Origin of the sequence: Microbulbifer sp. CNSA002 (genome assembly GCF_047324085.1) — a bacterium.
In the GTDB taxonomy this organism is placed as follows: domain Bacteria; phylum Pseudomonadota; class Gammaproteobacteria; order Pseudomonadales; family Cellvibrionaceae; genus Microbulbifer.
The window spans coordinates 2,041,790-2,066,242 of the sequence record NZ_CP172449.1; the positions used below are offsets into that span (position 1 = coordinate 2,041,790).

Annotated in this window: 24 protein-coding genes; 18 read left to right on the forward strand and 6 right to left on the reverse strand. The window is 44.9% G+C overall.

Annotation, left to right across the window (positions count from 1 at the left end; genetic code table 11):
• Positions 1–219: 219 nt before the first annotated feature.
• The 3 genes from ACG1BZ_RS09150 to csrA all read right to left on the reverse strand — a co-directional run bounded on the left by ACG1BZ_RS09150 (position 220) and on the right by csrA (position 3,284).
• Positions 220–723 carry a TlpA family protein disulfide reductase gene (locus ACG1BZ_RS09150; RefSeq protein WP_413665340.1) on the reverse strand — a complete coding sequence of 168 codons (504 nt, stop codon included), beginning with the start codon at positions 721–723 and terminating at the stop codon, positions 220–222.
• Positions 723–2,831 (reverse strand): TonB-dependent receptor plug domain-containing protein, encoded by a 2,109-nt coding sequence (locus ACG1BZ_RS09155; protein WP_413665341.1) that lies wholly within the window; start codon positions 2,829–2,831, stop codon positions 723–725. Before ACG1BZ_RS09155 ends, ACG1BZ_RS09150 begins: the two co-directional genes overlap by 1 nt.
• 264 nt (positions 2,832–3,095) lie before the next feature.
• Complete coding sequence (gene csrA, locus ACG1BZ_RS09160; RefSeq protein ID WP_108732829.1) at positions 3,096–3,284, reverse strand: carbon storage regulator CsrA; 189 nt, start codon at positions 3,282–3,284, stop codon at positions 3,096–3,098.
• A 726-nt stretch (positions 3,285–4,010) separates the two neighbouring features.
• Here csrA and ltrA point away from each other — a divergent pair.
• Complete coding sequence (ltrA, locus tag ACG1BZ_RS09165) at positions 4,011–5,309, forward strand: group II intron reverse transcriptase/maturase (RefSeq protein WP_413662121.1); 1,299 nt, start codon at positions 4,011–4,013, stop codon at positions 5,307–5,309.
• A gap of 533 nt (positions 5,310–5,842) precedes the next feature.
• Here the strand turns inward: ltrA and ACG1BZ_RS09170 are convergent.
• Positions 5,843–6,439 (reverse strand): DUF4291 domain-containing protein, encoded by a 597-nt coding sequence (locus ACG1BZ_RS09170; RefSeq protein ID WP_413665342.1) that lies wholly within the window; start codon positions 6,437–6,439, stop codon positions 5,843–5,845.
• A 146-nt stretch (positions 6,440–6,585) separates the two neighbouring features.
• Positions 6,586–8,829, reverse strand: a complete 2,244-nt coding sequence (locus ACG1BZ_RS09175; RefSeq protein ID WP_413665343.1) for a pre-peptidase C-terminal domain-containing protein — start codon at positions 8,827–8,829, stop codon at positions 6,586–6,588.
• 548 nt (positions 8,830–9,377) lie between these two features.
• Here ACG1BZ_RS09175 and ACG1BZ_RS09180 point away from each other — a divergent pair.
• From ACG1BZ_RS09180 to ACG1BZ_RS09195, 4 genes are all read left to right on the forward strand, one after another.
• Complete coding sequence (locus tag ACG1BZ_RS09180; RefSeq protein ID WP_413665344.1) at positions 9,378–9,971, forward strand: TetR/AcrR family transcriptional regulator; 594 nt, start codon at positions 9,378–9,380, stop codon at positions 9,969–9,971.
• 74 nt (positions 9,972–10,045) lie between these two features.
• Positions 10,046–11,176 carry a methyltransferase gene (locus ACG1BZ_RS09185; RefSeq protein WP_413665345.1) on the forward strand — a complete coding sequence of 377 codons (1,131 nt, stop codon included), beginning with the start codon at positions 10,046–10,048 and terminating at the stop codon, positions 11,174–11,176.
• Positions 11,177–11,479: 303 nt separating this feature from the next.
• On the forward strand, positions 11,480–12,304 hold the full coding sequence (locus ACG1BZ_RS09190) for a transporter substrate-binding domain-containing protein (protein ID WP_282933242.1): 825 nt from the start codon (positions 11,480–11,482) through the stop codon (positions 12,302–12,304).
• A gap of 146 nt (positions 12,305–12,450) precedes the next feature.
• Positions 12,451–13,338, forward strand: a complete 888-nt coding sequence (locus ACG1BZ_RS09195) for an SMP-30/gluconolactonase/LRE family protein (protein WP_413665346.1) — start codon at positions 12,451–12,453, stop codon at positions 13,336–13,338.
• 6 nt (positions 13,339–13,344) lie between these two features.
• Here ACG1BZ_RS09195 and ACG1BZ_RS09200 read toward each other — a convergent pair whose 3' ends face one another.
• The gene (locus tag ACG1BZ_RS09200) at positions 13,345–14,727 is read right to left on the reverse strand and encodes an amidase family protein (RefSeq protein ID WP_413665347.1); all 1,383 of its coding nucleotides are present in this window, start codon (positions 14,725–14,727) and stop codon (positions 13,345–13,347) included.
• Positions 14,728–14,907: 180 nt separating this feature from the next.
• On the opposite strand from ACG1BZ_RS09200, the gene ACG1BZ_RS09205 reads away from it, so the two are divergent.
• The 13 genes from ACG1BZ_RS09205 (at position 14,908) to ACG1BZ_RS09265 (ending at position 24,428) form a co-directional block, all read left to right on the forward strand.
• Entirely contained in the window at positions 14,908–15,489 is a 582-nt protein-coding gene (locus ACG1BZ_RS09205) for an HAD family hydrolase (protein WP_413665348.1), read from the forward strand.
• Positions 15,490–16,436: 947 nt separating this feature from the next.
• Positions 16,437–16,790, forward strand: coding sequence for a transposase (locus tag ACG1BZ_RS09210; protein ID WP_413662312.1), 354 nt, complete (start codon positions 16,437–16,439; stop codon positions 16,788–16,790).
• Positions 16,742–17,629 (forward strand): IS3 family transposase, encoded by an 888-nt coding sequence (locus ACG1BZ_RS09215; RefSeq protein WP_413662311.1) that lies wholly within the window; start codon positions 16,742–16,744, stop codon positions 17,627–17,629. Before ACG1BZ_RS09210 ends, ACG1BZ_RS09215 begins: the two co-directional genes overlap by 49 nt.
• Positions 17,630–17,730: 101 nt before the next feature.
• Positions 17,731–18,393: a hypothetical protein gene (locus ACG1BZ_RS09220; RefSeq protein ID WP_413665349.1), complete on the forward strand. Its 663-nt coding sequence runs from the start codon at positions 17,731–17,733 to the stop codon at positions 18,391–18,393.
• A gap of 517 nt (positions 18,394–18,910) precedes the next feature.
• Positions 18,911–19,252 carry a hypothetical protein gene (locus ACG1BZ_RS09225; protein WP_413665350.1) on the forward strand — a complete coding sequence of 114 codons (342 nt, stop codon included), beginning with the start codon at positions 18,911–18,913 and terminating at the stop codon, positions 19,250–19,252.
• Positions 19,253–19,766: 514 nt separating this feature from the next.
• Entirely contained in the window at positions 19,767–20,048 is a 282-nt protein-coding gene (locus tag ACG1BZ_RS09230) for a hypothetical protein (protein WP_413665351.1), read from the forward strand.
• Between the two features lie 91 nt (positions 20,049–20,139).
• A complete protein-coding gene (locus ACG1BZ_RS09235) occupies positions 20,140–20,736 on the forward strand; it encodes a hypothetical protein (RefSeq protein WP_413665352.1) in 597 nt (198 codons plus the stop codon).
• Between the two features lie 70 nt (positions 20,737–20,806).
• Positions 20,807–21,136 carry a hypothetical protein gene (locus tag ACG1BZ_RS09240; RefSeq protein ID WP_413665353.1) on the forward strand — a complete coding sequence of 110 codons (330 nt, stop codon included), beginning with the start codon at positions 20,807–20,809 and terminating at the stop codon, positions 21,134–21,136.
• Between the two features lie 505 nt (positions 21,137–21,641).
• Positions 21,642–22,091 (forward strand): hypothetical protein, encoded by a 450-nt coding sequence (locus tag ACG1BZ_RS09245; RefSeq protein WP_413665354.1) that lies wholly within the window; start codon positions 21,642–21,644, stop codon positions 22,089–22,091.
• Positions 22,092–22,208: 117 nt separating this feature from the next.
• A complete protein-coding gene (locus tag ACG1BZ_RS09250) occupies positions 22,209–22,565 on the forward strand; it encodes a hypothetical protein (protein ID WP_413665355.1) in 357 nt (118 codons plus the stop codon).
• Positions 22,566–22,655: 90 nt separating this feature from the next.
• Positions 22,656–22,949, forward strand: a complete 294-nt coding sequence (locus ACG1BZ_RS09255) for a hypothetical protein (protein ID WP_413665356.1) — start codon at positions 22,656–22,658, stop codon at positions 22,947–22,949.
• Between the two features lie 539 nt (positions 22,950–23,488).
• Positions 23,489–23,788 (forward strand): hypothetical protein, encoded by a 300-nt coding sequence (locus tag ACG1BZ_RS09260; protein ID WP_413665357.1) that lies wholly within the window; start codon positions 23,489–23,491, stop codon positions 23,786–23,788.
• A gap of 94 nt (positions 23,789–23,882) precedes the next feature.
• Positions 23,883–24,428 (forward strand): hypothetical protein, encoded by a 546-nt coding sequence (locus tag ACG1BZ_RS09265; protein WP_413665358.1) that lies wholly within the window; start codon positions 23,883–23,885, stop codon positions 24,426–24,428.
• Positions 24,429–24,453 lie beyond the last annotated feature (25 nt).

Sequence of the window (24,453 nt, forward strand, 5' to 3'; positions counted from 1 at the left end):
GAGTAGGCGCGGGCTTGATAATGATATCAACTTGTAAACTTTCGCTGACTTAGTGAGCCTAAAATTATCCTTAGATCTTCTTGCCACAGTTCTAAATTAGGGGGAATAGCTAAGTGAGCTGATATCCACAGCATCACTGCCTATATCTTCAATCTATAAGTACCTAAGGTCTAGCAGGATTCCTATTTCAACAAAAATCGTAGTATTCAATTCTCTAATTTATGAGACTGTCCCGAGAGTACTTTCACATTTGAAGTCAAAGCTCCTCTCCAAAATCGGTTGTAGTTTCTTATCCGGAATATAACCCCTTAGCCAGCTGAGCGGCTCTCCGCTGGAGGCTATCAGGAAGCTAAATGGAGTGCCGGGAGTTTCGCCCAGTACTTGTTGAAGCTGTGTGCTTGCCTGAAGCATGGGGAATTCCGGGCGTAGCTTTCGATATTCAGCCAGTAGGGCTTTTCGGGAGCCATTGATACCCAGAGCGATGGGCTGAAACTGTTGGGAGCACTCGCTCGTAAGCCGGTTGAGTGCTCGAACCTGGCGAAAGCACCAGGGGCAATCAGGTTCAACCAGTACTATCAAGCTGGGTTTCCCTTTGAATTGCTGCAAGTTGATACGCTCGGGTCCGGCGAGGCTGCGCAGTTCAAAATCGTAAAGGGAAATGGCAGCTTCTGTCGCGCCAGCAGGCGCGAACAGAAGTGTGATTAGTGCGAGCCAGGTTCGCATTACAGGTTCCAGTCGAAGCCCAGGTAATATTCTCGTCCACGCAGGGGGCCGTAGATATAGGCTACGTCGTAGGCACCACTGGCATCCCAGAATAGAGGGCTCTCACCTTCCTCGACTTGGGTGTAATCTGTCAGGTTGTTTCCGCCCAAATACAGGCTCAGGTTTTCAGTGACGTCAAAGGTTAATTTAAGATCTACTGTCCAATAGGCGTCTGCGCTTGTGCTTTTTAACGTGGAGTCGCCCAACTGGTTGAAACCTTCGTAACCAAATTCATCCAAGTCCCGGGAGCCCACCCAGGTAGCGCTGGCGTATAGCATCCAGTAATCCGCTTTGTAATCCAGATTGAATAGTGCACGCTGCTCTACTGGAGCAATGGCAAAAGATTCCCGGAAAACATCGTCGTAATCATAGGTCTCCAGTGTGCCACCGATAGTCAAATTTTCAGTGAGCGCGTAGCCGAGAGTGATATCGGCAGCACCTACGGAGGCGCTTTCCTGCATCTGGGTAAGCAGTGGTACTCCATCCTCGGTTTCGCTTAGTGCTGCGAGGTTATCTACCTCGGTAAATGCCAGTGACAGGGTGCTGTTGAGGCGTTCTCCCTCGAAGCTCAATGCATAAGTTGCGGATAGAGATTTTTCAAGGTTTTCGATCTCGATGGCAAAGCCATCACCGGCATCAAGAATGCCGTGATCTGTTTCGAAAAAGGATAGGGGGGCTCGGTATCCTCGTCCCAGCGCTACCCGGGAGGTCCACTGGTCGTCGTGCAGATAGCGGAGGTCTATCCGAGGGGCGACCACCGTTTCATCGATCTCTGTACCGGGTTTTTGCTCGGCGACAAAGTCGGCTTTGGCATTGTCTACGCGTATGGCCAGTGCCACTTCGAGGTCCGGTGAAACGGTCCAGGTGTCCTGTATGTAGAGGCCGGTAGTTTGGTAGTCGAAACTATCTTCGATGTAATTATCGCTTTCCTCTCCTGCGACAGAGTCGGAGCGCATGGATTCATCGCGAAGATCGACACCAAATGTGAGCATGTGCTGATCGTTAAGGATCAAATTGTTGCGCAGGTCGAAGTAGTTGAGTGTGTCTGTAGCGGTGTAATCGAAGCCTTCGTAGAAGGAGTCCTGCTTGTGCTCAGACCAGGCGACAGTAAACAGCGTGTTATAGGATTCGCTGAATTCGTGGAGCCAGCTTGAGGAAATTTCACTGCGAATAGTGGAGATCCATTCGGTGGTTTCCCAGGGTTTGCCAATGTATTGCTGCCGTACATCGTCGTCGACAAACAAGTGGTCAGATTCCACACCATCGTAGCCTTGCAGGACGGAACCAATGCTGAATCCCTGGGGGCCGCCAAAAATACTGGAGTCGGTATAGGCTGTGCGCAGTACCACGTTGTCCCGCTCACCCAGGTCATGGGAGAGGCGAACTACATAACTGGTGTTCTCTTGCAGCGGAGCTTCGCTAACACCGTTGTCATCATTGTCCATCTGGTGGTGTTTATCGTCCTGAATGACCAGTGATGTGCGGGTGCGTTCATCATCGCTTACATAGCCGCCCATCATGCCTAGAAAATAGCTGTCGTTGTCCTCCATAGAGGCATTGATGTTGAGGCCGGTTTCCTCGACTTCCTTGGAGATGACATTGATGGTTCCTCCGATCGCTTCGGGTGCGAGCAGCGATGCTCCCGCACCTCGGGCCACTTCGATACGAGAGACACCTGTTGTGGCCAATGCATCCACTGCGTAATAGCCAGCCATCATGGTGTGAAGAGGAACGCCGTCGGTGAGGATGGTAGAGTGCTCACCGCGCATACCGTTCAGCATTATTCGTTTCACCCCGCACATGGAGCACTCATTGGAAACCCGAACACCGGGGGACTTTTCAATGGCGTCAGTGAGGTTAACCGCCTGCAGGGATTTGATCAGACTTTCATCAACAACCTCAGTTTTCTGGATTGCATCCAGCAAGGCTCCGCGCTCATAGAGGCGCTGGCGCACACCGACTACTACGGTTTCCTCCATTACCGTGGGCTGATCTGAAGGAGTTTCATTGGCGAGGGAGGCGGGTACTGCGGCTGCGAGTGCGGTAGCTAGCAGGGTTTTGCGAAACATGAGAGGACTTCCAGCAAGTAAACTGCCGAACATGATAATGATTCGCATTTGCGTGGCAAGTGAGCAAAGGTGGTAGTTTTAGTGGCTTTGGATTTAGCGGGCGAGGATGTAAGGGCGCTAATTTAGCGGGGGACACTCAAGGAGCCTATGGATTTCTTTTGGGTTGGCTTAGTGAGTTGCTCTTTGTGAAAGAGTTGGAAAACCTTGGCCGATAGATTGAGGTTGAGGCCCATTGTGGGCCCTCATTTAAAGGGAAGTTGATTCTCAGCGTTTTCTGTTACTGAGTTTCTGCTCCCTTTGAATACGTCTATAAATTTCTTCGCGGTGAACTGCTAGGGATTTGGGGGCATGGATCCCGATCTTCACTTGGTTGCCCTTAACCTCCAGTACTTTGAGTGAGATGTCTGTTCCAATTCTTAGGTTTTCACCAGTCCGACGCTTCAAGATCAACATATTTTTTCCTACTGAATTTCAAGCTATTTTTTTGGCTCCGAAACCGGAAGGCTTAGAAAGTCGTGATTGCAGGAAAGGCAGGGGGGAGCGCGAGAACGGTAAGCATAAAAGAAGAAAAGGCGGGCACTACGCTCCCAGGGCTTGGGAAATCGCTCCAAACTACTGGATCTTCTCGACTTTATTGAAGACGAGCGGGTTTCTAGCGTACTATGCATACAGCCAGTGCGTCCTGAGTATTTTTTTTTATTTATTTTTTATAAATAAAAAAATACGTGCTATCCAGGAGATGGAGGTCGGCCCTCCGTTATCGCTTTGCAGGAAGTGGTAACAAACCGCCTCAAGGTGATCGGAGTAAAGAGCTTTGGTTAGAAGCGATTGAGGAAAAGGCGTACGAGATACGTCAGGTATGTTGTGTAGAGACGAATGCAAATGAACCACTGATGAGGTGTCGAAAGCGTATTACCAAGATGATGTCAAAACCCGTGCACTGGCTAAGTGCGGGGATAAGCTTGGAGGTTACCTGTTTACCGACCGAGTGGCATCCGGCATAGAGGTGGCGTGAACACACAGCAGGCTTTTGGGTGGAACAGGAGAACCTGTCGTCCAGGTGTTAAGGAAGAGCGTCAAGTAGAGGCCCTACAAGACGTTGAGTACCAAGACTGGTCACAGGGGCGGAACAACCCGTAGTAGTGGAGAAGCGGCTGTAATGGACGTGGAGCGAAGGGGTTGTCGTATTCGGCGACTAACCGTGTAATCAACCCAGATGGGGAGGAATTAACGATTAGCGCAAAGCCATTCAATATTCCCAAGCGAGCGGTTTGGGAAGCGTGGAAGCAGATCAAGGCTAATGGCGGCGGAGCGGGGATTGATGAGATAACGATAGAGCAATACGAATCGAGTCTCGTCAAAAACCTTTACAAGCTATGGAATCGGATGTCATCTGGCAGCTATTTTCCATCAGCCGTCAAACGAGTGGATATTCCGAAACTCGATGGCAGCCTGCGACCACTGGGTATCCCCACAATCGAAGATCGCATTGCACAAATGGTGGCTAAGCAACTGCTGGAGCCAGAATTGGAGAAGGTATTTCACCCTGACTCCTACGGCTATCGGCCAGGCAAATCTGCTATAGACGCAGTGCGTCGAGCTCGACAACGATGCTGGGATAGAATCTGGGTAGTTGATTTAGATATCAAAGGTTTCTTTGACAATATTAATCACGAACTTCTGCTGAGGGCATTAGATAAACATAATAATCATCGGTGGGTCAGACTCTATGTACAGCGCTGGTTAACGGCTCCAGTACAACATCGGGACGGACAGCTTGAAGAGCGAACACAAGGTACTCCACAAGGGGGTGTAATCAGCCCGCTACTGGCAAACTTGTTTTTGCACTACACGCTGGACGCCTGGATGGTGAGAACGCACAGAGATATTCCTTTTGAGCGTTACGCGGATGATGCTGTTTACCATTGTCGTAATCCTCGTGAGGCGGATCGCTTACTGGCGGCTCTAAAAGCACGCCTGGCTACCTGCGGGCTTGAGGCTCATCCAGAGAAAACGCGCAAGGTCTATTGCAAGAATAGTAATCGTAAAGACTCCCACCCAGTGATCCACTTTGACTTTCTGGGGTTTCGATTTGGTCCCAGAAAAGCAAGGAATCGCCAAGGACAGATCTTCACCGCATTTAGTCCTTCAATGAGCCCTAAAGCTTTCAAGAGGATCAAGGATAAGGTTAGGCAGTGGCGTGTGATTAACTGGGTGGATCGATCACTATCTGAAATGGCAAAGGTACTTAATCCCGCAATACAGGGTTGGCTGAACTATTATGGTCACTTTGGGCGGAGATATGGTGTTTATCGGTTACAGAAGTATCTTGATCAAACGCTGATGCGTTGGGCTAGGAAGAAGTTTAAGCATCTGAAGCGAAGCTGTTTCAAGAGTTGGGCCTTTATTGGAAAGGTTCGTCAACAAATGCGCGGCTTGTTTGCACACTGGAGAATGGGAAGATTGAAAATGTGCTGAATACGAAGAGCCGTATGAATTGAGAGGTTCACGTACGGTTCTGTGAGAGGTCGAAGGGGAAGTTCCTTTGGTCTACTCGACTCTTGATAGGTGATTTATCAATTTGGTTAGCTGGCCCCTGGTGTTGGCGCACCTTGGGTCAGCGCCTTTTACTTACTTTTACGTCACGCTACTGTTCTCCTCTAAGAAAGAGTCTTGGATTTGCTTGAATCAACAATCCTTAAAAACTGCTTAGTAAGACTCTAATTCCGATAAATATTCATCAATTTTACGCAGCTTTGACACTAAAAAAACTTAATAAAATCCAATAAGATCATTTTAGTGCCTATATTTTTTGTGTTTGTTTGAAAAGTCTACTGTGGGTTGTTGTATTTCTGGGGAGAAGGATAACGCTGCTTGTCATTCTCTATATTGGTTTTTAAAAGTAATACCATCAGTTCAATTGGGCCCCATTTGCTGACCAAAATTTTCATCGGACTTTGCGGTTTTTGGATGTGTCACAGGGGCTTAACGCTGGTATTGGCCGTGCAGATTTACATTTCCAATCTTTCTTTTAATGAAACACTTAAGGGGTACTTAACCTCTGAGGGAAGAAGATTCTCCGCTTGCTCAAATTCTCCCGCTTTGACTAGTTGGTGAAATCTGTGGGCGCTTTCAGTTACATCAGTAATTTTCTGAATCCATTCGTTAACGTAAAGCATTACAGCTTTATTCGACAGCCCAATCTGAATAGCTCTGTGAGGAAGGGGTTCCAGATCTAAATTCCGTTCAGGGTCCCATTGAATACGGACAGGTGTAGTTCTCTTAGCCTCCAACCATGCTTCTTTCGTAGGGTATTGATCGGTTTGGTGGCTAAGCAGGCTATTCTGTAAGGCCCATTCAAATCCTTCTCTAGTGATATCTATCGCCAGAATGCGGTTTTGTCCGCTGTCTTTTTCTCCCCAACCCGAACGGTACATCATCCATAGGAAAGAGGGTTTAATCCAAGTCATACGTTCCATTTTGAATGGTGGGGATACAAAGGTTCCGTTTTGTAGGGCGGAATCTGCAATGGCTGTGTTGTATGCTTGGTAGACGCGAATGGTGTGATTATTAAAGCTAGCGCGGATCTGGCGCGTTGGGATAGTCATTTCTTAACCTCTAAATACATACTGTAATGTTACAAGTGGTTAAGTTATTAGTAAAATTCTATGCAAATTTACCCCTCAAGAGGAGTAGTAGAGTCCGTTGATTTAACGAAGCTCTACTACCAAATTATTAGTTAATTATTCATGCTTCAATAATCAGCACTAATCCAAACATTTTCAAAATTGGTATAACCATAGATGGTAATATACCAAGTGCCCGATTGAGGAGTGTTCAAATCAATGGATTCATAGTTGCCCCAGTTTTCAGAAGCGTAGTCGGCATTTGACTCAGTGGCGGGTTCACCGTGCTTGATGTAGAGATCTGCATCACCAACGGAGTTGAATAGAGCAGCCCCCGTAGCTACAGAAAGCTGGGTCGCTCCTTCAGGAACTTCAATCTTAAACTCTAATTGATCTCCTGCATGGCCATTCAGGTCAGAGATAACCTCGCCAGGGATTAAAAATTCATCAGTAGATGATTCAGTAAAAGAGCCGACCAGGGATACTTGATCGAAGTCTGAGTAGCCGTGGAGCATGACATGCCAGATCCCGGGAGTTGGGTTTGCTATAGCAACGGACTCCTCATTGCCACCTAAATAGGGCCGATAATCATAGACTGATTCAGTAGGTCTGCTAGCAAAACGAATATAGAGATCCGCATCGCCACTACCACCGGATATCTCAAATGAAAGGTCGCTGGCATTTTCCGGTACTGTGATGGTGTAGAACAACGACTCTCCTGCACTGGCATTAAGACCGCTGACAGGTTTCTGATTAATCAGAATATTGTCGGACTGATCAGCCAGGGTTACCGTTGCCGTCAAATCTACCCCCTCGAAGGAGCGTTCGATAGGAGACAGTAATATGTACCAGCGGCCGGTTTCCGGCGAAGTGATCTCAATATCTTCAATATTACCGCTATTTTCAGAACTGAAGTCAAAATCGGCTGTGGTAGGCTGGCGATTATAGGCTACATACATATTCATTTCACCGCCCAGTTCACCGCCTGAATTGTCAGTAATAACTGTCAGGGTTTGAGCATTTTCGGGCACGTCAATATGGAATACTTTTTCGCCTTTACTACTTAAGTTCACTCGCGTTTTTGATGGGAGGAGAGTTAGCTCTGCCTCCTCATCACAAACTAATGAATTACCGCCTTTAGCGGGGCTGAAGCTAATGCTCCCTTCATTAAGATAAGAATCAATTAATTCAAGTGCCTCGCAGGAGTAGACATCGAGGAGGTTGTCCGTAACATCAATAGCGGTTAAGAAATGTCGGTCCATTACCCACTCGAATTGCGCAGTGTCCAAGTAGTTGCCGGCAATATTTAACGTTTCTAGACGTTTAGGTAATTCGGGTAACTCGGTGAGGTTTTCATTAACAGCGGTTAAGTGCTTTAAGTATCGGAATACGTGAATCCCTTGCAGTGACTGGATTTCCCCGTTGCCTGGAGTGCGAATTTCTTCAATGTTTGCTGCTTCCAGGCTGTCGATTTCACCATCATTGTTTGTGTCGAAATAGGAAGTCAAATATGACTTGAATGCAGGGTCAGGAATATTAATATTGACCACGCCATAGTGGGATGCTGCTGCAACCTGGTCACCGCCGCCCAAGTCGATACGCTGGGCCATTATACGGCTGAAGTGCTCATAACCCGATTTAGGGATAATTGTCTCTTGGCCATTAACCGAAAATGCACGTGATGGATAGTGCATTACAGACAGGAAGTCATAGTTACTGTAGTTGTGGGTTTGCCGTATATCAAAATTGTGGACATACTCGGGTTTAATATTATCCTCAATGATTTCGACATATTCATCACGATCAGATCGCTGATGTTCATGCCTCATACCAATAACATGGCCCAATTCATGGACAATAATGTACTTGGTATCCCAGTTGTTCATGCTGAAGAATTGCCCGCCGCCAGTTTTTCCAACCATGGAGCGGTTTTCAGTTCCGTTTCTTACGTGAACGTAGTCTGATTGATCGGTGCGCCTTAAAAATTGTAAGTCCGCAATTTCTTCCCAGACTTTGGTGGCGTCGATAAAACGCTGTTGATTTTCTTCAGTGACACTATCGTAAAAGTCGTAATATATGATTCCATCAGGCCACTTATTCGCTGATATTTCAACAGCGGACATAATGCTAACTTGACCGGAATCCTCTTGAACTGGCTCCAGCATATCTCCGGTCAGCTGGTATAGTTTGCCATCAATAATGACTTGCCTCGATTTGGGTTGCTCTTCCAATTGAGCAAACTCATTGCCGGTGTAACTTGGTATCGTTATATCTACAGCCTGGCTGTATGCCATTGCAGACTGAAAAGTTAAAGTTAAAGTTAAAGTTAAAGTTGCTGAAATTCCCAGTGCGGTACTGGTAAATAGTTTCATTTTCATGTTCCTGCTTTGAAAATGTTTTTAAAGTTTTGCCAAACTTTTATCCATAAATAGTCGAGTAGGAGGCGTGCCTGATTAACTCTGGCAACAAGTTAAATCAGGATGAATATGCCGCCGCGCGGGAGAATACCGATGTTTGGATTTGAGGTCGATAGGTGGTTTTAAGTTGATTCAGAATGCGAGATTTGATTCGTGGCATTTCTCGAAGGACGGGCTTACGAACGAGATAAAATGTAGAGGATGACTATCAATTTTCGAGTGTATATCTTGGTGTTATTAGCAATACTTGTATTCTGAATATTAGGGATAACCCAGGTGCTTTGTTAGCTGGGTAATTAGTGCCAGATTCAAATCCACTTGCTCTAAACTACGAATATCTTCGACACAATTTCATATGAATGAGTGGGGTCGTATCCAGTTTGGGGATATGGGGCCACGTCAACCAGTCGTACAAACCCCTCAAATTGAACAACAAATAGCCTGGAAGGCAGTAGAGTGCCCTGTTAGCCTCTCTTGCAAGCTAGATAGGAAGGAGCGGGCCTATGCAAGAGTCGGATGTTGCCAATCGGCTAATCGATGCGGCGCGAGAGTGCTTTTTGAACGATGAGTACCAACGGGTCACAACTCGCCAGATTGCTGCTAAGGCTGGAGTGGCGGTATCGATGATTCGATATTACTTCGGTAGCAAGGATGGCCTCTATGAAGATATGATCCGCCAAACCCTTCTGCCATTGATCGAGGCCGTAGAGCAACTCAGCCTTGATGGCGATTGGGATTTTGGAGATTTCTTTGCCCTTTACTACTCCACCATGCAAGAGAATCCCAAGTTTCCGGCTCTGATCCTGAAAGTCATGGCACTTAATCAAGGGCCGGGGAAAAATGTGATCCGTCAGCTCCTGGAGCGGGGGCGTCAAAGGGGGACTCGCCGGTTAGCAGAAATTAAAGGTGAAGAAACCGAATCTGAAGACCCCAAGTATGATTTGCTCAGGATTTCATTTGTCAGTTTGGCTATGTTGCCGATGTTGGCCAAACCTGTCTTGGAAGAGCAAATGGGGCACGTTATGGACCCCGATTTCTTAAAACAGCTAGCAGAGTTTAATGGCCGACTTCTGAAGTCAGGTTTGCAAAGCTTATAGCAACAAGGTCTCTGCGAGTTGAGGCCGGTCTCTTATATCTATTTTTAATCGGATGTTATTTCTGAGGAGTTCTTATGCCCCAGTCAATGCAAAGAAATAGGGCCGTAAATTGGGTCTTTCAACGCGCTTCTAATATGATTAATAGTATTTGTAATATTCCTAATGTTCTGATGCCTCCGCCATTTCGAGTAATGCAAATTGGATCGCTATTTTGGCAGTCTAGATGTCTGTATACGGCTGTCCGATTAAATATAGCTGATCATATTAACGGTGAAGTTGTTCCAGTAGAAAAGCTGGCAAATGATTGTAATGCAGATAAAGAGCATCTATATCGATTGATGAGGATGTTGTGTGCAATGGGGATTTTTAAGGAGGTAAAAGCAAGGCACTTTTCGCACAATCGAAACTCTGAAGTGTTGCGCAGTGATGCCAGTAACAGCGTAAGAAGCATGGTGCTCATGCATAACTCCCCAGAATTCAGCAAGCCATGGTTTAATGGGTTTGAAGATCATATTAAAGATGGGAGTGTGCCTTTTGAAGGTGTTTATGATCAGGAAATGTTTGATTATATGAATGATCATCAATCTGTCAGCACGCTGTTTTCGGACGCTATGGATACCGTTGATAATCTTACCGGGCTACAGTATTTACAAGATTTTGATTGGAGCAGGTTTGATAGGATTATTGACTTGGGTGGGGCAAAAGGCAGCAAAAGTGCGAGTGTCCTCTCTTCATATAAACACATGATGGCGATGGTGGTCGACAGGAATAATGTTGAGGGGACGGCAAGAGAGTACTGGAAAAACTCATTGAGTGATTCAGTTGAAGAGCGATTGGACTTCTTTCCAGCAGATATTATTAACGATAGGCTGCCGGTAGCTAATAGTGATAAGGATATCTACTTGTGTACGGCCGTTTTTCACTTGCTGAATGACAGTAAGGCAAAGCGACTCCTTAAGAATATTTACTCTGCCATGCAAGGGCAAAATGCTACGCTCGCCATTGTTGACGCAGTATTACCTGAGAAGGGCGCAGACCTTAATTTGGCTGCCATGGACATGCAGATGTTGATGGGAACTCGTGGGCGGGAGCGAACGTTGAGTGAATGGAACCAACTCTTTAGTGATAGTCCTTTCTACTTGGTGGAGACAGTCTCCGTGCGTACCTTTGCAAAACTGATGGTGTTGAAAAAGAGAAAGGGTTAGGTGCTAAGCAGTAAGTGGGTGTCAACAAGCGCAATGTTAGTAATTATGAAAATGAAAAAACATTGCGCTTATTGTATTGGTGGCACGAATAGTCCGCTTGTCAATTATAGATACGCCAGCAAGCCAATATCCGTAGTAGCTTAAAGTGCAGTATCACCTGTATTGGTTTTATATACGCCTATATTTACCTATAGCCTCTTTCTGCTAGTCGACTAAGGTTTCGGCCTTTGGTGTCTCAGTGGATATTACAGAATTACTTAGGGGGCTCTGAGCCAATATGTTTGAAATTACTGGATCTTAGCTATGTATCTAGTGTCCCGTCTAATAGGCAGCTTGCTAGTTTTATCGGTTATTTATGTGGGGTATGTTTGGGCTGATCTTGAGGATCGAGAGCTAGTTGCTGGGGTTACTTATGATATTCCAGGGCTGGCGTATAGAGAACCCTCTTCTGGCGCTATAGAAGGCTTTGAGCCTGACCTGGTCAGGGCAATTGGGGAGAAGTTATTTGGCGGCCCTGGCTATATAAGGCTAACCCGTGTGCTGGATGAGGATCGTATAAAGGCACTTGAAGACGGAAGAGTGGATATGGTGGTATCCCAGTTTACCATCACTCCAGAGCGCGAAGAAAAAGTGGACTTTTCGATTCCTTATTACGTCACTGGGGAGGGTTTACTGGTCCATAAAGATAGCGATATTGAGAGCTTTATTGATCTGGAAGGTAAGATAATTGCTGTTACTAAAGGCTCACTTTCCCTAAAAAGAATGCGTGCTGTCCTGCCGTCATTGGAGGGGGCAAGATTGGTTGTAGCGCCCACAAGCTCAGCGACCTTAGAGGCTGTTCAAAGCGGAAATGCTGATGCTGCCTCCAATGACATTATTAACCTAGTACTTTTGCGTAAGGCATCAGCCTATCCGACTTTATATCGTCTGGTGAATATTAGTGGAGACTTCCCGCCAAAGCCCTTTGGTATCGGTGTTAAGAAAGGGAATAAGGAACTGCTCGAACGACTAAATGCTGCTCTAGAAAGCCTAAAGGAGAGTGGGGAGATCAATAGAATGCTGGATAAGGCCGTTTCCAGTGTGGGTTCAGAGAATGACCCTGATGATACCTTCAGCGGCTCACAGTAGAATAGTCGCCGAAGTATCCGTACAGATAAAGTCTAATTAGGGGCGATATGACTACTAAATCCCCCAGTGTCTTCTTTTCTTTGCTTTTCAGCTCAGTCCTTTTCTTGGCTATTACTTACAGCAATTATCTACTGGGGAATTCCCCGATGCAGGCTACCCATTCGATCTTGGTGGAAACGGATGCACATGAGGGGCTTGTTTATGTACCCTCCCAGAAACGTCTCTACTTCACCAGTGTTCCAGATTTAGAGATTGAGAATCCACAAATATCGATCCGTTACTACGACTTTATTACTGGCGAAGTTGTAACCTGGAAGCACCGAAGCAATATGGCAAACAGCATGTGGCTTAGCAATGACGGTGAACATTTATTGGTTGCAGAGCAGGGGAAAGGAGCAATCCCGGGCGCTATCAGCCGCATAAGCCTTTCAGACGGTCAACGAGAAGTGCTTGTAGATGGCTATAAAGGCAAGCCATTTAATTCACCCAATAAAGTTGTACAGTCACCCTCTGGCTGGATCTACTTCACCGATCCAGATTATGGCTACAACCAAGGCTTCAAGCCTGAGCCAATGTTAACGCCAGCTGTCTACGCTTTTGATCCTTCAACAAAAAAGTTAATTCGCTTGTCAGCGGAGTACATGATGCCTCATGGGTTGGCAATCTCTCCAATAGGCAACCAAATTTATATTGGTGATACTGCAGCTATCGATGGAAAGAATCCTTACAACCCCAAAAAAACAAAAGACATTTATGTAAGCTCTTTGCTATCCCCGGAAAAATTGGAAGAGAAGCAATGGGTGTTGTCTGTACCAGTAGGGATTCCTGATGGTTTTATTGTTACTGGCCCCAAAAATGATCTGTGGGTGGCGGCAGGTGACGGACTGCGACACTATCGAGAGAACGGCTCCCTGGTTAATCTTTACCTTGTTCCCGGCGGCGTGTATAGCGTAGCAACTGACGGTAAAGCAATTTACTCATCAAGTAATACCGCTATATGGAAGACAATGCCTCGCGGGGAAGAGGGGGGATAGTTCCTCTTACTTTTGGAGTGCTATTACCTGTTCGATCTGTCTAGCTACGGCAAGTAGTGCCAAATCTGCTCCAGGTAACCCATCCATTTCCAAGCCCACCGGTAATCCATTGGTACCTGGCCCGATGGGGACACTGATGCTCGGGGCACCGGTAACTGGTGCGGAGACATTGTTGCATATCAGTGTGTCCAGGGTGGGGAGTGTCTGTCCATTTAGCTCCAGTTGGTATGAGGATGTGTCCAGGGGTTGCGCTTCGATTGGCGCAGTTGGAAATACGATCGCGTCCAGTTGATGCTGCTGGATGATCTTCGAATAGCTGTCGCGCACAGCAAGCAATTTCTTTAAGGCCGCTTGATAGGCTGAGTCTGGCGGTGACTTAGGGCCGAGCACTGATTCCTGATAGACCTCTTTCACATCCTCACTTTTGATCATTGCTACCAAACCCTCTAGTTGAGTTTGTGGTTGATAATTAGCCAGAAAATGCCCCATGGCTGTCCGCATCTGATGAAACCCGACGGGAAATCCAATTTCGAGAGCGGCGCTAACTATTGGCGAAAGGTCTACTTCTACCAGGTCTACTCCAGCATCAATAAGGGTACTGATTAGAGCCCTGAAAGACTGGTTTACTCCAGGTGAGAGGTTGTCAAATAGAGGGTGGGCTAGCCCCAAGCGCAACTGATTGATCGGCTTGCATTGGGGTACGGAGACCCCTGTCATCACTTCAAACAGATAGATGGTATCTTCGACACTAACAGCCATAGGGCCGATTGTGTCAAATGCTGGCACAGAGGGTACGACTCCTTGGCTGCTAAGGGTGCCAGTTGAAGGGCGAAAGCCAACAACACCAGTTAACGCCGCCGGTAATCTGACGGAGCCGGCGGTATCGCTGCCGAGGCCAGCGGGCACAATCCCTGCGGCTACGGCAACAGCGGTGCCCCCCGATGAACCGCCGGGGAAGCAAGCGATGTCCCACGGATTCCTTACGGCACCAAATGCAGCGTTATTGGAGGTTACGCCAAAGGCGAGCTCATGTAGATTGGTCTTCCCAACCACTATGGCCCCACATCCCTCTAGCCGCTCAACCACTGGGGCAGAGGACTTCGGCAGAAAGTTCATGCCAAGGGTCCCAGCAGTGGTATGCAAACCCTTTACATTGATGTTGTCTTTAACAACGATGGGGATACCGGCAAGAGGTCTACGGTGGCTACCGGAGGCCAATTCCCTGTCAATGCATTTGGCTTTTTGAAGGGCGCCATGCCGATCGAGGCAGATAAAAGCATTGAGTTCGGAATGAGCAACTGCATTGTCACAAGCTTCTTCAATCAGTGATACTGCGCTAATCTTTCTTGCGAGCACCATCTCCACAAGCTCATGAAGGGAAGTCGTCATAGTTTGCTTACTAGCTTCTGATTGTACTTGGGATCTTAGATCATAGAGAGGAAGAAAGTAGGACGATAAGAATGATATTGGCTAATTTGATAGCACTAGCCTTGGTCTCACCGAGGTGTATCTGATGGTGAAGAGTGAGCAGCGCGTTTCTGGCCGTTGAAAATATGAGGGTTATGGGTTTTGAAAATTGATGTATTACTGTTTGATCTCGGCGGCGTACTAATAGAGCTAAAAGGCCGTCCATTACCAACCGGTAAAGCGCCTGTGACAGATGTCATTATCTCCGGTCCGGTAAGGCAGTTTGAGAGAGGAGAAATCACCACTGAAGAGTTTGCAAACGCTTTAAAGTCTCAATTGGAAATAGAGGAATCGATAGAGGCTATTATCGATCATTTCACAAACTGGCCCGCAGGATTCTATCCAGGAGCAATTGAATTACTCAGTTCTCTAGAGAAAAACTACAAAGTGGCTGCATTGACAAATACCAATGAACTCCACTGGCCACGCATCACTCATGAATTTAACGCACATAACTATTTGGGCAGAATATTCGCTTCCCACCTAATAGGTATGGCAAAGCCCGATGAAGCATTTTTCAAGCACGCGCTTGAGCAACTGGAAGTTGAAGCCAGTAGTGTTGTCTACATGGATGATATCCCTAGAAACGTAGAGGTGGCGAATAAGGTGGGTATGAATGCGTTTCATACCAAGGGCTTTGATTCGGTGTTGGAAGTGATAGAGCGTATTAATATTCAAAAATAGGGTTTTGGCAGTAAGATTGGTTGGAGGTCTAGCAGACTACTGTGTAGAGGTAGTTTCTTAGCCTTTAAAAACTACTTAAGCCATCCAGATATGCCTGCCTTCAAGTTGCTCCCTCTTTCTAAATATTAATTTTTAGAAGCATGCTCAGAGTTCACGGCTAAGCTCATTCGAATGTTGGTTAGGCTATAATTTACGCCAGTTAGTAAGTGCCAGCTTAGTGAAATATGATCATGATGAGTGTTATTTCTGGGTTCGGCTGAAAGCTTGTGGAAAGCACTTAAAAATTATGGGGTTACGTGAGTAGGGTGAAGTTGAGATAGTAGTCATGGTGATCGTTTTTGTAGTTTGTTTAAACGTACCATTTTAGTGTAACTAGCTGATTTTCAATAGGAAACTGTGGTGATGGCGGCAGATTGATTATGAGATAGTAGTCAATATAATAGTGGTCAGAATGATTACTATATAAATGTTATGCCCTATAAATTATGAATCGAATATTTTACGTAGTACTTATATCAATCTTACTCTCAGGGTGTCCCGCAACCTTTAATAGCATCGTCAAAAACGAGTCTGCCCACGAAATTGTAGTCGTATCACCATTCGAAACGGAATTCAGATGGGTAATTGAGTCGGGCTCTGAAGATAAGGTAAATTGGTATCAAGAGTGCGTTACTATAAAAAGCCAGAGTGGCATTCAATATTTTTCAGGCTGGCCAATTCCTGAGAACGTTGTTAGTAACGATGTCTTTAGCTCTAGCCTTGTGGCTGTTTATAAAAGTAACAAGCTGTTTTTTCAAACCAATGAGGGCCAGCTCATTGAAATTAACCAGGTCGCTGTGTGTGCAAAGGCATAACAAGATGCGCAATGTTCGCCCCGGAAAAACAACCGGGGCTGGAAACCTTCCCCCATTGAGTAGACGCCTACCTTTTGAATAGGGTAGGAAAAAATGCCGAAAATACTGAGTGAAGAGCGAGTTGTTGAATATTCAACAGAATTCAAAGTTAGAGTGGTAGCTCTCACTAATCAACTGAAAGTAGATACGACTACTATCGCCAACATTATTGGTTTGCATCCAGTAATGGTGTATAGATGGCGACAGGAAAGTAGAGAAGGCAAGCTGGTCGAGAAGCCCAGTCGTAGAATAAGTATGACAAAAACAACGAAAAATCGGTCTCAAACCGATGATAAAGAGATAAGACGTCTAAAAAAGCAGGTCGAGAAATTGCAAAAGGAGAATGATTTCCTAAAAAAGTGGGAAATGTACCTGAAAGATCCAAAGCTGAAAGATTCTCGTTCATAGCTCTTAATCGATCAGACTTTGGTGTCAGGTACTTATGTAGATACTTGAATGTTTCACCCCAAGGGTTTTATAAGTGGCTCAATCGAGATGAGAGCACTCGTGACATAGAGAATAGGCGAATTCTAGGGTGTATCGAAGCTATCTATACACAGCATGATGGTAATTATGGAAGTCCAAGAATTAGCGCAGAGCTGAAAGCTAATGGTGAACGAATAAATCACAAACGCGTTGAACGCCTTATGAGAGAGGCTGGAATCGTGGGGAAAGCTGGAAGGATCTATCGTCGACGCCCTTTGCCTGGAAATCCTTATATTAAGGTTGAAAACCTACAAAGAGAGCATGGTATGCCGAGTAAACCAGACTCTCAATGGGCTGGTGATGTAACCTATCTGAAGATCAATGGACAATGGCAATATTTAGCTGTGATTATTGATCTTTACTCCCGGAAAGTGTTGGGTTGGGAGTTGTCGGATACTCGAACTGTTGAGCTAACACTGTCAGCGCTAAATAAAGCTGTTCGTCGCAGAAATATAGAATCAGATCTAATATTTCACAGTGACCGAGGTTCTGAGTACGGTGCTTATGCATACCAAAGTCGACTCAAAGAACTGGGTATTGAGCCGAGCATGAACCGTCCAGGATTTATGAATGATAATGTGTATGTAGAATCATTTTTTCAAACACTGAAAACTGAGAGTTTCAAAGGATTTAATTTTGAATCCGTTGAGGAACTAAGAGCTAACTTAGCTTGGTATCTTGATAGGTACTATAACTTTAAAAGAAGACATGGTTCACTTGGGTTCAAAAGCCCAGATGAATATGAAAGAATGGCCGCATAAGATGAATATAAGGTGGCGTCTACTTTAAGGGGGGAGGCTTCCTGGACTCGCTCTGCTACGCGCCGCTCGCCCATTCGCAAGGCGTTAAGTGAAAATACATCATGTCAGAATTTGAAAAGTGGTATACAGATGATGTCGATAGAGATGACGGGCTTTTTGGCCCAGGAATTTGTTCATGTGGAAATGAAGGATATCATCTTGAATGCCAAGAGAAGCAGAATGAATTCCGCAAGGAGCGAGAATTCATTGTGTCATTAGTCAGTGAATTGAATTATCAACCCGTTGATTATAGGAGTAACTCTTTGCTCGATGAGGCTGAAAAAGCAATTCTAGAAGATTTAGATTTTGATCCCACCGACAATGGGTATTCCAAACAAAACGTTTTGGAAAATGAAAATGCTTTCTATTTTCCAATTGGATGGATCGGCTGCTCGGGACATCTCGTTAAAAAAGATACTATGGAGATTATTAGTTTTGGATCTTACATAGGTCCAGAAGAACATATATGGGCCTACCACCAGGGAATAAGCCTTGCTAATCTTGGTAAAGATCGTAAAAATGATCTTATAATTACCGAAATATTCAATAAAGATGAAACTATCAAAGTTCTAAAAAAGTTCTTTGATAACCGATACTTAAATAAAGAAATTGTACCTAAACTAAGTAATTTACCAATAACTCTAACAGATTTGGACTTATATTTCGGTATACGAGATTTATTAAGTGCCAAATACAAAAATTGGTTTAGCTTTTATATAGAATGAAAAAATCACTTAACAAGTTTGTGAATGTCGCCTTCGGCTGGACCTCCGCAAGCTACGCTTGCTCCGGCCCATTACAAAGGCGTTATAGGGCTTAAAGGTGTCGAAGAACATTGTCATATTAGGCGCTGTTAGCCTGCTTGTGCCGCTTGTGTATCTAGTCTCGTCGTCTTCGCTACTGCAAGGTGAGATTAGTGTGGTCGAAGAATTTCCTGCGCACGAGCAGCAGTGTAATACGAAACACGATTGCAGGCTTGTGTATACGAGCTATGACCCGTATGAGTGTAACTATTCTATCTCAAAGAAAAATTATCCACGCTACCAAGAAATATGGCAGGGCAAGCACTTTTATCCGTGTGCATTAATTGGAAACTGCGGTGCGGAAAATGACGCTATGTTGCCTTTATGTAAGTCAGAAGCAAGTTGTATAAACAACCTGTGTAGCGTGATCCCTATAACAAGTAAAGGCACCGGACGCACAGACGTGCGCTCGGTGCATTAGGCGTTAGAACTACAACACATGGAAGATCCGATAAGATTCGATGTCTATGGGAAAATAGATGTATCCCACAAAAAAGACGCTGTTGCTTACCTTGATGAGTCAGAATTTTATGAAAAACCACTTGAGGTTAGGAAAGCGGTAAACGAAGCAGTTCGCGAGAGTAGCTTTACTATATTGGCGAAATCACTTGGGTACGGTGATGCCGTTTCTTTTATAGAGTCCTGTAAATGGGCTAAAGAACTCACTTTGGCCCAGGAGATGTACTATCTGGATGGTGAAGAGAGTTTTTGTAAACAGCACAATTTACATTTTGGCGGCATATTTGGTTGTCATGTTTGTAGTGGGTTTTATCAAAAATAGAGCAGGCTCTAACAAAGCCAAGCAGCATCGCGCACTCCGTGCGCTGGACAGTTTTTCCGCTGCTTCGCCGCTCCAAAACTGCCGCTGTTGGCGGCGTTAAGAGTCATAATCGAAAGATCGAGTTATGAGTGAGTTTATTAAAATAATGAATGTATTTCACGCTAAGAAATTTGCATGGCTTCCATTTACATTTCTCCGCCCAAGGCAAGGGAGTAGATTTGGTGTTGCGCGCTTTATTGGCACTGTCATTCTGAACACCTCGTTCTTTGCTTCACTTTTGGTATTTTTGTTGTATTCCAAATTTGGTAGTAGTGCTATAGATCACGTGGGGTTTACAATTATGTGGATATACGCTCTATTTGGTAGCTACTACTTATTTGTGTGCTTTTGTTAGAATCAGGAACATGATGCCAATAACTCTTAACAATCACAGGCACGCTGCTTTGGCCCTTCGGGCCTTCGCGGGACAGCCTACGCTGCGCTTCGGCCGCCCGTGCTGTGGGCGTTAAATACCATGAGAAATCCATATGTTAATCCAATACCTATGAATCCGATCACTCCAGAAGAGTGTAAGATTGTTGAGGTTATGCGAGAGCAAACTCTAGATACTGTTATGAGTATCTGGACTAAAGAGAGTTACCCGTTCGATGAAGAGGATGAAAAATTTGAGTGCACAGCAGACTTTGTGGTGCACACGAGTGAACTCATAAATGGCCTGTGCGTCGGTACAAAAATATACATTGTGTGGTATACCTCCAAAAAAGTTAAAATAGAGCTTTATGGCAGCAGCATTTAACCATTACAAGCAGGCTGCTACGGGCCTTTGGCCCTTCGCGGGACGGCCTACGCTATACTCCGGCCGCCCCTGTTGTAGTCGTTAAGCCTCTATGAATATTGAACACTATAAAGAGTTCAGAGAATTCGAAGAAAAGGGATTGAAGAAGCAAGCTTCAAAATCAGTTCGTGCTTTTATTTCTTCATTTCAAAGCAGCAAAGAGATTGAAGAGTGGGTGTGGGAGTATTTGCCAAAGTTAGAGACAAACAGGCACTCAAGAATACGGCACGAAATATTCCATGAGCTGGTGTTTCCAATCCTTAGTGACGGCTATGCAAAAGGAGATTTAGCGAGCACACTCTGGCTAGGTAAGCTCTCACAAAATATATATCAATCAAAAACTGCTCATGAGGCACTTGATTGGGTAACTGAATTAGACCTTTACAATAAGTGCCATGAAATTGACCCAGAAAATGATGAGGCTAGGTTATTGCTGCTTCAATCGATCGTGTCATGGCTTGAATATGCTGAGCACGAATGGCCAAGCGGCATACTTTATGGCAATGACGGTGCCACAATCGAACAGTGTGACGAAATCAGCTCAGAAGTTCAGAGGGTTCTTTCCCTTGATAAAGAGTTTAAATGTAGTGAGTTCCTCAAACAATTTAACAAGAAACTTAGCCAGTACCGGGCAAGGCTTAACAAGTAAAGGCACGGGACGCCAAAACCGCCGCTTCGCTATGGTTTTGCCGCCCGTGCTTTAGGCGTTATGTGACCACATGAATTACTACATACTTTCAAAAGATTTTTACATAGGTCAATCGAGGCTGGAGCATGCTGATTTAGGTGTGGGCATGGTTCATGGACGTTTTATACAAGGTCCTGGCTATCAAAAAGTAAAAAGTGTTTTTAAGTTATTCGCCAGCGAGCAATATGATGAGTATTATCAAAAGAGAGATGATCTGGAGTTGATGCTTCAAGATGAGTCAGGTAATAAAATTCCCACTGATTTTATTCATATTGAAGATTATTCTCCAGAATTTGAAGAGATTAGTGTAGAGGTCAAGTTAGTAAACAGCCAGTCCTGGGCAGATATTGAAAACACATAACTAGGTCCAGCCCAGCTGATAGCTGGGCTGGACGGCCTACGCGCTGCTTCGGCCGCCCCTATTGGCAACGTTAAGAATCATAATCGAAGGATCGATTTATGGGTGAGTTTGTTAAAATAATGAACGTATTTCATGCTCAGAAATTTGCGTGGCTCCCATTTACATTTCTTTGCCCGAGGCAGGGGAGCAGGTTTGGTGTTTCGCGCTTTATTAGCACGGTTATTCTAAATACTTCGTTCTTTGCTGCACTTCTAGTATTTTTGTTGTATTCCAGATATGGCGATAGTGCTATGGATCACATGGGGCCTACAATTATGTGGATATACGCCCTATTTGGTAGCTACTACTTATTTGTTTGCTTTTGTTGGGATAAGGAGCATGGAGCCAATAACTCTTAACAATCACAGACACACTGCTATGGCCCTTCGGGGCTCCGCGGGACAGCCTACGCTGCGCTTCGGCCGCGTGTGCTGTGGGCGTTAAATTTACTTAAGGAAGATCGTTAATGATTTATAGAATGATAATAGCAAGTGTCGCGCTTATGGCTCAGTTTAGCTTTGCCGACGTTAGTATGTGGGCACACAATAACTATGATTCTTATGAATATTCTGCTCTAGTGAAAAACATCGAGTTTGATGAATACGATAATGGTAGATTTCCAGAGGTAGGTTTAAAGCAATACCTCGTAAGAGCTAAAGTCATCGAATCATACAATGGTGAATTACCCAGTGAGATCCAATATGTTTACAATGGTATGCTTGGTAATAAGCCAAAACTAAATAAAAATCCTTTCATATTTTCGTTTTGTAAATCCGGAAATGGCATTTATTTCATGCCTCAGTTATATACCATGTTAGCTAACTCAGAAGAGAATATTGCTGCATTTCGTGGGTTTGAAGATACAGAAAGTAAAGCCCGTAAATGCGACATAAATAGCAGCTCATGGTTGCCTTAAATTTAAGTAGGCCATGCAGCCGACCTTCGGAACCTGTCACTTCTTGTTCAAAAAGTCGCACAAAAAGCGCCAGCTACCTCCGACGGGTGATGGCGGCGTTAAGCTCCATGAGGAATCATGCCTAGATCAATTTGGAAGTTACATTTAGATTCTTCGTCAGAAGATTCAGCTAGAAAAATAGTGAATCGATGTATAAAGGCATTCGGTCGTCCACCAGCTGAATCTACAATAAAAAAGCATTCTAAAGGTGGTTACATGGCTACCTTAGAATTGCTTCACAATGATAAATGTTCTTGGTCAGACGTTGTGGTTGAGGTTATCGAGTTTGGCCAAAGATTAGGTAGTGGTTGGAGCATACTAGGCAACATAAGTAGCGAGTCAAATGCTGTTCTTAGCAAAAGTGTGGGTAATCACATTGGTATTTCAGGATTACAGTGGGTAGAGTGGTTGGTTTTAAATGAGCATCAAGCTTAACAAGTTGCTTAAGTTCACTCCGGGCCTTCGGCCCTCCGCGGGGCAGCCTACACTGCGTTTCGTCTGCCCCTTAGCAAGGCGTTATACCTTATGAAAGATTTAGCTAAGCTAGAAAGCGAAGTACATAACGAAGAAACTTTCACTCTATTCTTGGAAGCCCTTGCTGCTGACAGACTAGCTGAGGAAGAACATGAGAAGGCCAGTCCAAGTAATCCATATGGCCGAGGTCATAATGGATGGGAGCATGAGACTATTGGGCAGTATCTCGATGCGTCCGCTGCATGGGCAAACTCATCAATTAATGGTTTACCACTCCTGCCTAAAGAGGTTAATCCTTGGAAACGTATGGCCCAAATATTACACGCTGGAAAAATATACGAATGAGGTATAACAAGGTGAAGAAATCGGACCTCCGGCCGTTGTGCACGGCGTTAAAGCAATAAATGGACACTGAAGAAGTTTCTTACTTGGTCATATATCTGGCAGTTCTAGCTGTGTATTTCTTTGTGTCTTTCATCACTATAAGGTGGGGTTGGAGAAAGTTAGAGTACTTCAAAAGCGCTGCCAAAACTCCACTAAGAACCTGCCTAATTACCTTTTTCTTTGCACCGACGGTATTTGCGTGTGGAGCGGCAGCTTTTGTACCTTTGCCGATATTTTGATAAGTGAATTCGTCAGCCAGCCTTCTGCATGCTCTAGCCAAGTTAGGTTTGCATTTCCTGTGCTAGCTATTTTTTGGGCGATATGTTTAGTTGTATACCATTCAAAGATAGCTATTTGTAGGCTTAGGTCGTGAGTGCAATAATCAGTCTAACAATTATAGGCAGTTTGAGCCGGCACCTTATGGGGCCTCTGCGGGATAGCCTACGCTCCGATCCGCTTTGGCTGTCCTTGCTGACAATGTTAACTGTTAAGGAGGGCTAATGGACTTCGGCAAGATCGTCAAAGATACTGAAAGAATCGATCTTGATCTGTGGATCGAAGATATTTCTAAACATAAGCTTCTTGAGCAAGCCCCGGATAGAAAAGGAGTCAATCCATTTACTCATGAAGAAGTAATATTTTCTGGTGTAGGAGTGGCATTCTACTGCGAGGGTGGTGAGAAAGTTGGCAATATCTGTTTCCAAGAAGGAGCATTGCTAACTACGGGAGTACCTATGTCCGTCTGTTCTGAGCTAGCCAAAATATTCAATGCGGTTGCATCTGAGGATGATCGCAGTTAACAAGCCGCAGCAATCGCTCCCGTTGGTCGCTGGGATAGACAAAACGCTGCGCTTATTTGTCTGCCCCTGAGAGGGGCGTTAGGCAGGAATTCGAATGATTTACAAGCTATCACCTATATCAAAAAATGATGGTGACTTTGCTGCATCTTGGTTTGATGATGAAGAATATTTATGGAGTGATAATCGTCTAGATATGTCTATGCCACTTCTTTCCAATTGGAAAGTGCCAAAGCTGCGTATTTATTCTAAATCTGGGCCAACAGATGTTTTGTTTAACCCCAATGCTTATGCTGTATCAGGGAGACTGAAAGAAAAACTTAGCAAGTTAGCTGGTATACCCATTGAAATTAGAGGAGAAGCGCCTTATTACTTGCTCCATGTAACCACATTCATTGAGTTTCCTGAAGGTGCAGAATACCGGTTAGCTGCAGGTCCATCAGGTAATGTGAGTGATATTCTTTCGTTTTCGAAATGTTTATCGGCTCCCAGCGGGCTGTTTCGAGTCCTTCACCCTTCTCAGTCCGCTGCAGGTAAAGTCGGGTTTTGCACAAGAAATATATACTTGTCAGACTGTGCAGGACAAGAAGTTGAAAAAGTCTGTAATGGGTATTTGAAATTAGTGGGGATGCAAAATGCCTAACAAAACGAAGTATCTGAAGGATTTT